The sequence below is a fragment of the Bartonella sp. CL436QHHD genome, from assembly GCF_042195105.1.
Lineage (GTDB): Bacteria > Pseudomonadota > Alphaproteobacteria > Rhizobiales > Rhizobiaceae > Bartonella.
Genome location: NZ_JBHINR010000068.1, coordinates 1 through 13,203 on the forward strand (window position 1 = coordinate 1; position 13,203 = coordinate 13,203).

Annotated in this window: 16 protein-coding genes; 2 read left to right on the top strand and 14 right to left on the bottom strand. The window is 38.9% G+C overall.

Translation table 11 applies throughout. The features are described 5' to 3' along the window. Positions 1–235: 235 nt before the first annotated feature. From ACFIKN_RS08145 to ACFIKN_RS08210, 14 genes are all read right to left on the bottom strand, one after another. Positions 236–412 (bottom strand): hypothetical protein, encoded by a 177-nt coding sequence (locus ACFIKN_RS08145; RefSeq protein WP_273790878.1) that lies wholly within the window; start codon positions 410–412, stop codon positions 236–238. Between the two features lie 15 nt (positions 413–427). After that, positions 428–1,000 (bottom strand): hypothetical protein, encoded by a 573-nt coding sequence (locus tag ACFIKN_RS08150; RefSeq protein ID WP_375658217.1) that lies wholly within the window; start codon positions 998–1,000, stop codon positions 428–430. Between the two features lie 10 nt (positions 1,001–1,010). Further along, positions 1,011–1,262: a hypothetical protein gene (locus ACFIKN_RS08155; protein WP_375645306.1), complete on the bottom strand. Its 252-nt coding sequence runs from the start codon at positions 1,260–1,262 to the stop codon at positions 1,011–1,013. Between the two features lie 211 nt (positions 1,263–1,473). After that, entirely contained in the window at positions 1,474–2,610 is a 1,137-nt protein-coding gene (locus ACFIKN_RS08160; RefSeq protein ID WP_375658227.1) for a DUF6990 domain-containing protein, read from the bottom strand. Positions 2,611–2,638: 28 nt separating this feature from the next. After that, positions 2,639–3,004 (bottom strand): hypothetical protein, encoded by a 366-nt coding sequence (locus ACFIKN_RS08165; protein ID WP_375658218.1) that lies wholly within the window; start codon positions 3,002–3,004, stop codon positions 2,639–2,641. Positions 3,005–3,231: 227 nt separating this feature from the next. Further along, entirely contained in the window at positions 3,232–3,594 is a 363-nt protein-coding gene (locus ACFIKN_RS08170) for a hypothetical protein (RefSeq protein WP_375658219.1), read from the bottom strand. A 227-nt stretch (positions 3,595–3,821) separates the two neighbouring features. Beyond that, positions 3,822–4,184, bottom strand: a complete 363-nt coding sequence (locus ACFIKN_RS08175; protein ID WP_375658219.1) for a hypothetical protein — start codon at positions 4,182–4,184, stop codon at positions 3,822–3,824. Positions 4,185–4,415: 231 nt separating this feature from the next. Further along, entirely contained in the window at positions 4,416–4,772 is a 357-nt protein-coding gene (locus ACFIKN_RS08180; protein WP_375658220.1) for a hypothetical protein, read from the bottom strand. Positions 4,773–4,997: 225 nt separating this feature from the next. Continuing rightward, positions 4,998–5,270 (bottom strand): hypothetical protein, encoded by a 273-nt coding sequence (locus tag ACFIKN_RS08185; protein WP_375658221.1) that lies wholly within the window; start codon positions 5,268–5,270, stop codon positions 4,998–5,000. Between the two features lie 814 nt (positions 5,271–6,084). Further along, entirely contained in the window at positions 6,085–6,573 is a 489-nt protein-coding gene (locus ACFIKN_RS08190) for a hypothetical protein (protein WP_375658222.1), read from the bottom strand. A gap of 211 nt (positions 6,574–6,784) precedes the next feature. Beyond that, on the bottom strand, positions 6,785–7,342 hold the full coding sequence (locus ACFIKN_RS08195) for a hypothetical protein (protein WP_375630976.1): 558 nt from the start codon (positions 7,340–7,342) through the stop codon (positions 6,785–6,787). Positions 7,343–7,390: 48 nt separating this feature from the next. After that, the gene (locus ACFIKN_RS08200) at positions 7,391–7,915 is read right to left on the bottom strand and encodes a hypothetical protein (protein ID WP_375658223.1); all 525 of its coding nucleotides are present in this window, start codon (positions 7,913–7,915) and stop codon (positions 7,391–7,393) included. A 38-nt stretch (positions 7,916–7,953) separates the two neighbouring features. Then, the gene (locus ACFIKN_RS08205) at positions 7,954–8,475 is read right to left on the bottom strand and encodes a hypothetical protein (RefSeq protein ID WP_375658224.1); all 522 of its coding nucleotides are present in this window, start codon (positions 8,473–8,475) and stop codon (positions 7,954–7,956) included. A gap of 1,451 nt (positions 8,476–9,926) precedes the next feature. Next, complete coding sequence (locus ACFIKN_RS08210; RefSeq protein WP_273790897.1) at positions 9,927–10,115, bottom strand: hypothetical protein; 189 nt, start codon at positions 10,113–10,115, stop codon at positions 9,927–9,929. A 139-nt stretch (positions 10,116–10,254) separates the two neighbouring features. Between ACFIKN_RS08210 and ACFIKN_RS08215 the strand changes: the two genes are divergently transcribed. Together ACFIKN_RS08215 and ACFIKN_RS08220 are read left to right on the top strand one after the other, a co-directional pair. Next, positions 10,255–10,821: a hypothetical protein gene (locus ACFIKN_RS08215; protein ID WP_375658225.1), complete on the top strand. Its 567-nt coding sequence runs from the start codon at positions 10,255–10,257 to the stop codon at positions 10,819–10,821. A 1,730-nt stretch (positions 10,822–12,551) separates the two neighbouring features. After that, the coding region (locus ACFIKN_RS08220) for a YopJ family acetyltransferase (protein ID WP_375658226.1) at positions 12,552–13,203 on the top strand (652 nt) is incomplete at its 3' end.

The window sequence follows — 13,203 nt, forward strand, 5'->3', positions numbered from 1 at the left end:
GATTTTGCAAATTCACAGAAAACTAGCAAACTGCCGATAAACCGCCCCATTAAAGCCTATCACCAGCCTATTACAAACCTATCACCAGCCTATTCATTGCCATCAACCCTTTTCCCCCAACGCCCTCCATTCCCCCAGAGATCAGCGTAAAATGAGAAAAACAATCGATGCCCTCCTCCCAAGCCGTGAAGCAATGGCATGATCTAAAACTTATGCCTCCCCCATGACACGAGCACTACATGCGCTTTTTCAGCGCTGCGTTTAATTGTTTGGTAACCTTGTAATACGAGATCAAACGCTTGATAAAAGAAATATACAGTGCCACAATGGGTATTGTTAAGAAAAAATCAAAAACACCCCCCAGCAGAATGATCAAAATCACCGTCCAAGCTGCCGCCATTTCGTAATGCATTTTATCCCCTTCTCTTTATAAATTGATTGATTGGGTTGCTTCAGTCACTTCTTCCAATTGCTGAATTTTCTTTTTCAATCGATGAGTTAAAATTTCACGAAGGATCACAACAACAGGGATCGTTGCAAAAATACATACCGATAAAAAAAACCAGAAAAGCAAGAGAATGGCAAAATATTCAAATCTGCTCTCATCTATCTCATCTATCCCTTTAAAGAAAATCACATAGACATAAGCTTTGAAAAACATAATGATGAAAGAGAGGCATGCGTGGAGGATATAATCTTTGCGTGAAAAAGCGAGCCATTTTTTTAACGAATAGAAACTTATCTGTGTTTCTAGTGCTAAGTTTTGCGGCACTCTCTCTTTTTCTTTTCCGCTTTTTTCAAAGAAACAAAAATGCTGCGGCTGTTCTTTCATCAAACGTCTTTGTTTTTTCACTCTGTAATAGAGCCTCAAACGCTTTATTAAAGAATAATAAGGCACCACAATAATCATATTCACAAAAATGGCAAAAACTGTAACTGCATTTAGAAGAAAATATCCAACCGGCAGAAACAAAATAAAAAACGCGATCTCACCCCTCATGCGTATAACCTCATTGATTAATCTCTTGCTGCTTTATTTTTTCTTTTAGTTTTTTCTTTATTTTTTCCAATTTACGCTCTTTAAAACGACAAATGCCCCACAAAATAGGAAGGGGTGTGAGAAGACAAAACCATATCAACACTGGTAAGAGAAAAATAAGAGAACCAATTCCTTCCCATCTTGTCCATTGCAACGGCTGTACCAGAGATTTTGCACCCGCAGAAACTTCTAAAGCCATCATGATAAGGCACGTACAAAACATGATAAAAAAGCGGTGCCCTATTATTTTACACCTTCCCACCCCTTTACGCCTTTCCACTGAAGACACCATAAATTTTCTAAATGAAAAGAAAGACTCTTCAAATGTTGCTTTTTTCTCCTGCATTGTTCCCCTCTGCTTTTACGCTTCGCGCTTTTTACGCTCTATTTTTAGGTTTAAGCTCTTTTTAACTTATCTAAACTCTTTATTTTTCTCAATAAATTTTTTCCTCAACCCTAATTTCTACATCCATATATTCTAACTCCCCATCCTTTATGTAAAGAATATGAGGACGATAGTTTTTTCCATCAACCTCACAAATCGCGTCCTTTTCGTAAACAAAATATCCCTGTTGCCTTAATTCTTCTCTTTTTTCCTCGATCAAATTTTCATAAGAATCTCTTCTTCTATTGCACAAATTGGGATCTGTAGCTCTAAAACATTCATAGCTCTCTACCTCCATGGAAAAATCCTTTGCCGCCTGTTGAAGCAAATCGTAACTGGGTTGCTTTGTCTTTTCTACCGCCTGAGCAATCACCATTGCGCGTTCCAGATGCTCCTCTTCGATGCTTGTTTCAAAGCCCAGCTTCTCACCTTCCATAAAGCTTTTCTGATAAGAGTGTAAAGTTTCAACATCGCCCATCAAAGCCAGAGCTGCAAGATAACGCAGGGAATAAGAAGCCAACCGAGGGACCACAGTTTTGTTTTCCCAAGGCAGGATTCTATATTGAGAGTGAAGCATCTTGCCAAGATCAACCTCAGTCATTGCCTTTTCTAAAGCTTTCTCGAGTGCACGACGTAAACATCCAACGCTTACCTTTTCTTCAAAAATTTCCACCCCCTTCACATCAAAACTCAATTCAAGAGCAATCAAGCCTCCAGAATTATAAGGGTCTATCGTTTGGCAAGCCGCCGCATGAATACCAGAAACCACCGCAATTGCACAATCAAATCGCGGATACCCCTTCTCAGCATTATAAAGAAACTGCACTTCACGATCTGGTAAATAATAGGTGGCCAAATGATCCCCTTTTCCCTCAATTTCCACCTTCCACCCCAAACTCTTTAAAAGCGCCGTTGCACTTTCCATCGTTAAGATTTCCTCATCAGAAAGAGAAAACTCTTTTTCCTCAGATAACAGCTTAATCATCGGCGTTTCTCCACTAGACGGCTCAAAAGCGATAGGTTGTTCAAGCACGCGGCTTAATTCTTTTGTCACTTGGCAATACAGTCTCACCCGCTTGAAAGTAGAGTAATACAATGCCCAAATAAACATCATGACCACAGCAGAAAGCAGCGTGAAAAGCGTCAAGCCCACACCCCACGAGAGTACAACAATAATATCCATCATTTTAATATCTATCATTTTCCCCGCCCCTTCATGCGCTGTTTTGTTGAGAAGCGGTTTTTCTCCGCTTCCAGAGTGCTTGATCCAACTTATCAATCTTTTCTTTCAACAGAACCGTGAAAATGATACGAACCACAAAGGCAACAGGGATGAACAAAAAAATAAACCATGATATAAGCTCCATAATTAACGAGAGAGCTGCCACGACATCCCCTTCCCACTCCGCCAACTTCCACCCAAGCAACATGGGTACGAAGCGAAGAGCCATTCTTAAAGCTGCCACAATGAAAGCAATACAAAAGATGACTTTATAATTTTTGCGTGTCAGAAACGCTTCTTCAAGCGCAAAAGACCGTAATTCCTCATCCAATGATACATTTTTTCCATTGCCCCTCATTTTTTATCCCTCATTTGTTTCAATTTTCAAGCCATTTTCATGAACCGAAGCTTTCGTCCTCACAATGAATGAGGGTTCATCAATATCAAGCGCTTGTATCCCTCATCTTTTATAAAGACAATATCAGGGGTGCTTTTTTTTCATCAACTTCAAACATCGCACGAATAGAAACTCTCCTACAACGCATGAGAATATATAAAGACCAGTATTCATTTTCTGCCCTCCCTTCATGCGTTGTTTTGTTGAGAAGCGGTTTTTCTCCGCTTCCAGAGTGCTTGATCCAACTTATCAATCTTTTTTTTCAACAAACGCGTAAAGATGATGCGGACCACAAAGGCAACAGGAATGAGTACAAAAATAAACTCTGATATAAGCTCCATGATTAACAAGAGAGCTGCCACGACATACCCTTCCCACTCCGCCAACTTCCACCCAAGCAATATTGGTATGAAGAGAACCGTTCTCAAAGCTGCCACAATGAAAGCAATACAAAAGATGACTTTATAATTTTTGCTTGTCAAAAACGCTTCTTCAAGCGCAAAAGACCGTGGTTCTTTATCCAATGGTGAATTTTTTCCATTGCCCCTCATTTTTTATCCCTCATTTGTTTCAATTTTCAAGCCATTTTCATGAACCGAAGCTTTCGTCCTCACAATGAATGAGGGTTCATCAATATCAAGCGCTTGTATCCCTCATCTTTTATAAAGACAATATCAGGGGTGCTTTTTTTTCATCAACTTCAAACATCGCACGAATAGAAACTCTCCTACAACGCATGAGAATATATAAAGACCAGTATTCATTTTCTGCCCTCCCTTCATGCGTTGTTTTGTTGAGAAGCGGTTTTTCTCCGCTTCCAGAGTGCTTGATCCAACTTATCAATCTTTTTTTTCAACAAACGCGTAAAGATGATGCGGACCACAAAGGCAACAGGAATGAGTACAAAAATAAACTCTGATATAAGCTCCATGATTAACAAGAGAGCTGCCACGACATACCCTTCCCACTCCGCCAACTTCCACCCAAGCAATATTGGTATGAAGAGAACCGTTCTCAAAGCTGCCACAATGAAAGCAATACAAAAGATGACTTTATAATTTTTGCTTGTCAAAAACGCTTCTTCAAGCGCAAAAGACCGTGGTTCTTTATCCAATGGTGAATTTTTTCCATTGCCCCTCATTTTTTATCCCTCATTTGTTTCAATTTTCAAGCCATTTTCATGAACCGAAGCTTTCGTCCTCACAATGAATGAGGGTTCATCAATATCAAGCGCTTGTATCCCTCATCTTTTATAAAGACAATATCAAGGGTGCATTTTTTTTCCATCACCTTCAAACATCGCACGAATAGAAACTCTCTCCTACAACGCATGAGAATATATAAAGACCAGTATTCATTTTCTGCCCTCCCTTCACGCGCTGTTTTGTTGAGAAGCGGTTTTTCTCTGCTTCCAGATTTCTTGATCCAACATATCGATCTTTTTTTTCAACAAACGCGTAAAGATGATACGGACCACAAAGGCAACAGGAATGAGCACAAAAAGAAGCATTGATATAAAACCCAATATTAATGTTAAAATGAACAGGATATAATTCGACCACTCTGTCAAATCCCACTCAAAAAATATAACGAGTGCCACTTTAAAAGCGGTAATAATGAAAGCAATGCAAAAGATGACTTTATAATTTTTGCTTGTCAAAAACGCTTCTTCAAGCGAAAAAGACCGTGGTTCTTCATACAATGGTGCATTTTTTCCATTGCCCCTCATTTTTTATCCCTCATTTGTTTCAATTTTCAAGCCATTTTCATGAACCGAAGCTTTCGTCCTCACAATGGATGAGGGTTCATCAATATCAAGCGTTTGTATCCCTCATCTTTTATAAAGACAATATCAGGGGTGCTTTTTTTTCATCAACTTCAAACATCATGTTTTTATTCCCCACAATATATCCTCTGCTGTCTTAAGGCTTCTCTTTTCTCGTCGATCAAATTTTCATAAAATATCTTCTTCTATTGCACAAATTTGGGTCTCTGACTCTAAAATTCTAAGTGCTCTTTTTATTTTCAGGAAGATAAGCTGCTTTCCAAAGAAGAAGCAAACGAGTGCAAGAAAAGCGTAACGAGGTTGCTTTGTCTTTATGACGATTTGAATCATCAACAAAACCGGCCCAAATTGATTTTTTCGATATTTTTTTTCAAAGCCCAAACTTTCATCTTCCATAAAGCTTTTATGAGAAAGCTGCCAAATGTTAACATCAGCAAGCAATGTCAAAGCCCCAAGGGTGTGCAAGTAAAGAAGAAGCCACTTGAGAGATAGAACAATTTCCTTTCCCCAAGGTGGTGCCCCCATATTGAAAGCCCAAACACGCGGCCAAGATCACCCTCAGTCCCAGATCAACCTCAGTCATCGCCTTATCTCAAGCTTCCTCAAGCACACGACGTAAACGCCCTACGCTTACCTTTTCCTCAAAAATTTTCAATCTCTTTTCCTTAAAACCCACCCCTTTGCCTCAATGCCTCGTTGTCAATCTGGCACCCCCAAAATGATAAAGCCTCAAAATGATAAGGATTAATTATTTGGCAAGCCGCCGCATGAATACCAGCGTCTCTCACAATTCCATAACCAAATTGCACAAAACCTTTTTCATCCAGAGAGAGAAACTGTCCTTAGCGGTCTCGTAAATAAATAACGGTCTCGTAAATAAATAGATGTCCCTCTTTTCTTTCAATTTCCCCTTCACCCCAAGCTCTTTAAAAGCACTGTTGCCCTTTCCATGGAGCAAAACGTCTTGATCAAAAACTTAAGCTTTTGGCGCGTCTTCTCTATGCGTCTTGCCTCTCCACCTGCAAGAAAATGGGCTCTTCTTCCCCAAACACCAGAATATCTTTTGCTTTAAGTATCGATTTTTCGCTCTCAATATCGCTTGGTAAGACACATTTTTATGCTTGATAAAAGAAAATAAGTTACAAGATTTTCACTCTTTAAGAGAACAGAAACAGCAAGTAAAGTCCAAGAGCAGCCCCTCTTCACTTTCCCCTTAAAAGCTCACAAGAATCCCCACTCAAGCAAGAATCCCCACTCAAACAAAAGTACCACTCAAGCAAGAGCACCTCTCAAGCAAAAGCACCAATTCTTTAAAAAACACGACACAAATATAAAAAAGCATAAAACGAGAAGTACACCCATGCACCTTAATGAACAAGTCAAAAGCAAGGCTCAACAAAAGCCTCTCTTCGCTCATTTTTCTCTCGCTCACTTTCCCCTCGCTCACATCGTATAATATGACGGGTGCTCCTTTCTGCTCAACCTCTTCTTCTAATTGCCGTATCATCTTGTTCAACTGACGTGTCACGATAAAACGCATAATAAAAACAATCGGTAAGAATAAAAAAACACAGGCAAGCATCCATGCTAGTGGCTCGAATACGACAAGAGAAACAAAGTCCTGCCCTCTCCATATTTTAACGACAACAGTTATAACTATTGGAGCAGTCACTATAACCGTAGAAAGATAGCATATTTTTTTATAGTCTTGCCAAACAAGAGAAAGCTGTTTTTTATCAAACATTCTGCTGCTTTTTTATTTTTGGGAGATCTGTTTTAAGGCAATATCGCGTTCATTCAGCACGCATTTCAGTTCCTTTTTCACGCGACAATAAAGCCTCGCACGCTTGATAAACAAGTAACAAATTGTCCAAACTGGCACCCACAATAAAATATTTACGATCATATATAACAGGAAAGAAATGGCTATTAATGTTATAAGACTACCCGTCATTTTATCCTCCACGCCCATTCTGCATACGAATTGCCTGATCGCGTTGTTTTATTGCTTCTTCCAATTGTGGAAGTATTTTGTTCAATTTTCTTGTTAACTTTATGCACATCACCCAAATGATCGGAAAAAAGAGAAGAAATCCAATCCATAGAGAAGCGTTCAACAGTGACATGATCCCGCTGATCATATCACTCTTCCACCATACCAAATTTGCGATAGAGCAAGCAGCCCGCAAAACAGAAAAGAGGACAAAGATAAAAAAGATTATTTTACATTCTTTTGAAGAAAGAGGCAGAGATTCTTTGAAGTTAAGAAAGCGCATTTTCGCATCAAGGGTCTTATGCACAAGATTGTGTCTTTTCATTTCTCCCTGATCATTGCGCAATTGTTGTATGGCTTGTTTTTGTTGCATCGTACTCTTTTTCAAGTCTTGAGCGATTTTAAAAGATAACCTCATATGCTTGATCAACAGGTAAGGAAGCCTGACCATAACTATAGCCATTAAAATGGCAATGATGGTGATCCCTAAAACAGCCAAACATTTTATAACAATAGTCATTTTTCCCCCCTATCGCATTGATATGAAATCATCATTTTTATCCTCTGCTCAAACAAATGTTTCTAACCCCTTCATTGTTTTTTCCACGCCATACTGAAGGAAACTATGGAGAATTAAAATGACAGGTAAAAAAACAATAATCCATAGCCAGAACCACAACAGCAGCTGCATGACAAACATGCCAACCGTAAACAATAGAACCATATAACCGTGTAAAACAATCGTAGATTTTATAAGAAAAGAAAAAAAAGCTATCAAACCTGTAAGAGACACAATCACAATGAAGGCTAGAAAAAAGATGATAAAATAATCTTTTCTTGAAAGTTCCAAAGATTCTTTAAAAGAAAGGGGGCTTAATTCTATTGCACAAACTGTATTCTGTCCTTTCCCTCCTGCCTGATTATGCCTCAAATTCTGCGCTGCACCCTTTTTTAATTTGCGCCGCATCCAAAACAACAATATTGTCCGTTTTATCAACGAATAATAAAGTGCAAAGATTGTCATGACGGTAGAAAACAGTATCATGATCTCCCCGAGAAACATGAAAGCACCCAACCCTCCTGTGATCAACATTCCAAAACTCCTTACAAAAGAATTAGCCTCTCGTTTCCCTATTGTGTTCTGTTGAGAGATTGGTTGTCTAACTGTTGCTGCTCTGGCAATGTATCCCACAGCTTCATCATTTCCTTGACATCCCGTTTAGAGATGGCGTTAAAGACAAAAAAGAATGGAAAGAACAGCACAAGACAAAACCAAATCATTTGCGGTAAGAAACATAAACAAGCCCAAACACCATTCCATCCTACGTTACGCAAAAACAAGACAGCAGGATTATTTTCAAAAGGCTGTTTCAAAATCTCCTTAGTCATTTTTCGAAGATCTCCTTGTTCCATTTTCTCCAGTGCTTGAAGCTGTTCTTTAGATATAATGTGAAAAAACTCCAAAGGGCTCATATAGACAGTCGCGGCAAAAAGCACCAACAAGGGGATAGCCCAACACAAAATGATGACGTAATCTCTTCTTGAGAGAGCCGTCCATTTTTTAAAAACTGCAGACTGTTTCACCCCTAGCTGTGATGCAAAAGCCGTATTTTCCTCATGGATAGATTGGTGTTGTGATTTATCTTCGATCATATGGATATTTTCTCACTTCTAAAATGCCCACTCACTCTTTGAAAACATGCAGCCAGAAAAACCGATTTATCGAGCACTCTTTTCACCATGAAACCCGTGCTATAGGACTTTTTAAGTCTATTTTTTTAAATTCCCTATACGCGACAACATACAATCTCTCAGGCTTACAAGCACAAACGCTATTGTGTCTCCTTATCTATGACCCACACCTTAAAAGACAATGTTTCACAAAACTCAACAAGCCAAAATATTCAATCTAAAAAATATATGATGTGTAAAATTTTACTAATAACATACTGATTTATAACAATTTATTATTTAGCACCTTAAATGAGAACCCTAAATAGCATAGGATTGTCTTATTCCAAACCTGTTCCATATTGGGCCAATCCAAACCATGTCTCTTGCGCGTTACAAGCAGAAAGAGCCATATAGAGTAAAATATTAAGAAAGGATGATAAATGCCTCTAATGAAGCATCTCAAATGCCAAGGGCTGTCGCAACAATGAGAGCTGGCAAAATGTGTGATGCTATGGACCTTCTTCTTCACAAGCGTAAAAATGGAAGTGTTCAATAGATTTTATAGTATTCAAACTTTATATGGATTTCATTGGGGGACTTTATCGTTATACCCTTCATGAGCACCCTTGCGAAATGGTCAAAAGAGAGCCCTAAGACATGGCTCTTTAAAAAGCAACACAACACAAAGTCGAACAAGCAACCGATTATCCAGTATGAAAAGCGCGCGACAAACAACCTTAATCCTCATTTGAAAGCTTCTTAATTAAAAAGGCTTCATTAAAGATGAAATATCTCACAGCCCCCACATTTATACAGCCCCTACATTCATCAAGGCATCTCCCATAAAAGCATCTTTTTATAAAGGCATTTTCTTCTTATAAAAACAGCTTCTTTCGATAATGCATCCTTTCCTTTAAACGACATCCCCTCGTCTTATGATGAGATCCATTAAAACGGAAAATTTTATACTCTATAAAGGATACTTATAAAGGAAATACCAAACCAAATAGCGAGATCATTCACAGTTTATTTTAAGCCGATAAACGATATTTTATTTGAAAACATAGAGCATCTTATGCTATTATAATAGGATACGGAGGTTTGCTTTTTGCCGCTCTCTGCCACTCAAAAGAAGACAACATATCTCCTATAAAGGATAAAAGTATGCTTAACAGCGTGATGTATATCAAATATCTTGGGAAAGCGCCCACCAACAAAAAAATAAGAGAACCCAAATAACAAGCTCCCAACTTAAGAAAACAATGACCTTTCAAAAGTAGAATTGAAAAGTTTCCACAAAGCGCTCGTGAAAAAAGAGACAAATAATCCCATTAGAAAGATAATGACATGCCCTTAAAATCCATTCTTATTTTTTCATTCACATTTGACAAAAATTTTCCTTCAATCTCTCAAGAACAGTTAAGAAATATTTAAAAAGCAAATAATTCGCTATCCATGAAAAAATAAGCATGACAGGGGCGGAAGATAAGACTGATAGGGATAAGATAAAAAAGATGATTTTTTCGCCCCACACCGTTGCTTTTCTTTGCATTTAAAACGCCTTTAGTATCGTTTGTTTTTTGATCTGCAACGGCTGATATTTCCCAGTATTTGCTCACTCCCCCCCCAGTATTTTCCTCCTTTTAAGTATTTTCCCCCTCTTAAGTATTTGCTCCCCCCAATATTTGCGCCAAGTGCTTTTTACATCACTGTCCCCCATCAACAGACAGTTTCTTTTTCATTCAAATGGTTAAGTTCATGAAAATACGTAAAAAACGCGGTAGACCGAAAATAACAGGAAAGCGAGAGCCCAAAGGACGTATTTCACGTGCCCAAAGCTCCAGCGAATCTGCGCTTCAATCTGCGATTGAAATGCGTGCAAAACACTTTGGTTTAAGCCTCGAAGAAGCGAAAAATCCGCTTGTTGGGACCTATATTGGGCGTCTTTGTTTGCTTGGCTATAAAGAGGCTTCATCAGGCATCAGTAAAGAGCAATATGACACGGCACAACAATACTTGCAAATTAGAAACGACTATTTATGTGCAAAAGGTTTACCAAACGGCTATTACGATGGTTTTACACACAGCGCATCAGATGAGAAAGCAAAAAAGCAATGGGTCCAAAGAGCAACGGAACACTATGAAGATATGCAAGAAGCGATTAAAGAAGCACAATATCTACATCGTCAACACAACTTTCATGCGGCATTACACTATCTTGTTATAGAAGATCAACCGCTGCCTAATCTTGTTGGTTCGTTGCGTATTATTCTTGATGCCCTTTATAAACATTTTGACAGTTCTACCCAAAAGAGCCTTTGCTAAAAACACTCATCGTTTCCTCCCCCTCACAGGATAAAGATTCCCCTCTCCTTTTATAACATGCCTCTTTATAACCAGCTCCTTTATAAAGTCCCCTTTTGGCAGGGTGCACTTGAGATCCACTGAGCTTGCCCTTTCATAGAATTTCATAGAATTAACAAGCTTAAAGCGCACAACAAACAAGCTTTAAAATATCCACCACGCCCTTAAAAAAATACTTCAACCTGTCAAAGAGACTTAACCTTAATCTACCCATGGCCTCACTTAACCATGCCTCAAAGGACAATAATTCACGGCATATTCACGGCATGGGCAGGATAAATATTTTGCCCCTCTTTAAAACAGCAACATTCTCCCCTCTACCCCCATTGTAACAAACCACCCTCATCATAAACTTCGCCCAATATCGCGACATCCTTAGCTTTTAAGACAATTCATTATCGTCATTTTACGTCTTTTCTTGTACAATTCTATATGGCTTTCCTGATCTTATGACGGACAAAAGCTATGGCTTTTATTTCAGCATAATCTGGGTTTCTCACTCAAAATAAATAATGATAAAATATCCACTATAAATCAATAGCTTATCATTAAAACAACCCGTTGATCTTTGACAAAATTAAAAGCATCATCCCTTAAAGGAAAGAAAAAGCCCCTACCAACAATCTTCTCCCTCATCAACAACTGCACCGATAACCCTCCACCCATCACACCACCGCTAATACGACAGCCAGCACAACCCCAATCGCCCCCACAAATCGCCAACACCTAAAGCTTTGCCCCGCAACACCATCCAACCACCGCCTTCCCAATTTCATCAATAAAATACCACGGATTTCAAAACCACAATTCTCCCTTCATCTTGTCCACGCCTTTCTCAAAGGAGAAAAAGCGTTTACTCAATAAATCTTTATACAGAAACCTTTAGAGACCCCAACAGCCACTCGAAGAGCCATCACGCCTCTAACCACCCACGGAACACCCCACCTCGTCATCCCCCACGGAACACCCCCTGCGCAACACCTAAAGCTTTGCCCCCGCAACACCTTCCAATCACCGCCTTCCCAATTTCATCAATAAAATACCACGGATTTCAAAACCACAATTCTCCTTTCATCTTGTCCACGCCTTTCTCAAAGGAGAAAATGTTTTTTGCCACATCAAAAACTTTTCCATTAAAACAAGATATTTTGCTGCATAGCTAATGAATGAGCTTTTTTCTGTAGATTTTTTTCCACGATAAAAAAGGAAAAATAATCGTTTTGCGGTTGACAGAATATGAAAAATCGTATTTAATGACAGGTGCGGTAAGGGGTTTTCTGCGTCCAGATTTCATCACAAAATTTTCGCATTATTATAGACTGTTATAAACAGTGTGTTTCGCGACAATGTTTAAAACTTTACGGTTTGAAGGTATCTTTCGTCTTTTTCTGACTGTTTTCTTTTGCATCACCCAATTTGCATCACCAACAGCCCCATAATTTTGAGATTTTCAAAACAAGTCGTATTCACTAAGGGCTCCCAACAGAACGCCCTAATAATCCCCCCATAAAATACCAATATCATACATCACAGCAATGATGAGCAATACACGCATAAAAATATGAAAACGGCATCATTATGCTCTCATCGCCTCACCTTTCAAGATGCAAAGGCTTTTTTTCAAAACATTGTTTAGCCAGAATTGAAGAAGATCATATCACCTATCGATCATCAGCATGGAGGCTAAGATTATGAAGCCACAAGATTCTCCCCCACCTCATTCCTCACAAACACCAGAAGGGGCAAGTGCACCTGAAGGGGCGCATGCAAATGCATCATTAGACACTCTTGCTGCACATTTAGAACGGCTTAACATCGAAAAAATAAAAAACACTCCTTTCAACCGTGCCGAGTTAAAAGATATTGTTGCTGGTTTAGAACAACATAATGCCGATGGCAGTTGGATCAAAAATTATTATGATATTTTAGATCTTTACATGATGCCAGCCTTGGTAGACCAGGCAAATCGTAAATATCCAGAGATGAATCTTAAACTTGCAATGACACCTGACGACTTTGCACTCTCACTAAAAGAAACACTCGAAAAGGGCATAAAATCTTCTAGACTGATTGTTAACGCAAAAGATAGGGGAATTCATTTTGCTGTCATTGATCATCAAACCATAGGGGACAAGACATCTCTGATATTTTTAGAACCTACCTCACTGCGTGACACACTCCCCGCCTTACTGGCATTAAGAACGCGACAATCCATTGAACATCACCAATTGCCTAACATTCATTTTGCCATGGCAGAAATGAATATTCAACGCAGTTCCTCTGAATGTGGGATGTTCAGCTTAAGCCTTGCTAAAAAGCTTTATCTCGAAGCTCAAAAATTAG

Coding starts and splice junctions, on each gene's coding strand:
- ACFIKN_RS08145 (WP_273790878.1), bottom strand. CDS start 412: ATGCATTACGAAATGGCGGCAGCTTGGACGGTGATTTTGATCATTCTG.
- ACFIKN_RS08150 (WP_375658217.1), bottom strand. CDS start 1,000: ATGAGGGGTGAGATCGCGTTTTTTATTTTGTTTCTGCCGGTTGGATAT.
- ACFIKN_RS08155 (WP_375645306.1), bottom strand. CDS start 1,262: ATGTTTTGTACGTGCCTTATCATGATGGCTTTAGAAGTTTCTGCGGGT.
- ACFIKN_RS08160 (WP_375658227.1), bottom strand. CDS start 2,610: ATGATGGATATTATTGTTGTACTCTCGTGGGGTGTGGGCTTGACGCTT.
- ACFIKN_RS08165 (WP_375658218.1), bottom strand. CDS start 3,004: ATGAGGGGCAATGGAAAAAATGTATCATTGGATGAGGAATTACGGTCT.
- ACFIKN_RS08170 (WP_375658219.1), bottom strand. CDS start 3,594: ATGAGGGGCAATGGAAAAAATTCACCATTGGATAAAGAACCACGGTCT.
- ACFIKN_RS08175 (WP_375658219.1), bottom strand. CDS start 4,184: ATGAGGGGCAATGGAAAAAATTCACCATTGGATAAAGAACCACGGTCT.
- ACFIKN_RS08180 (WP_375658220.1), bottom strand. CDS start 4,772: ATGAGGGGCAATGGAAAAAATGCACCATTGTATGAAGAACCACGGTCT.
- ACFIKN_RS08190 (WP_375658222.1), bottom strand. CDS start 6,573: ATGTTTGATAAAAAACAGCTTTCTCTTGTTTGGCAAGACTATAAAAAA.
- ACFIKN_RS08195 (WP_375630976.1), bottom strand. CDS start 7,342: ATGACTATTGTTATAAAATGTTTGGCTGTTTTAGGGATCACCATCATT.
- ACFIKN_RS08200 (WP_375658223.1), bottom strand. CDS start 7,915: ATGTTGATCACAGGAGGGTTGGGTGCTTTCATGTTTCTCGGGGAGATC.
- ACFIKN_RS08205 (WP_375658224.1), bottom strand. CDS start 8,475: ATGATCGAAGATAAATCACAACACCAATCTATCCATGAGGAAAATACG.
- ACFIKN_RS08215 (WP_375658225.1), top strand. CDS start 10,255: ATGAAAATACGTAAAAAACGCGGTAGACCGAAAATAACAGGAAAGCGA.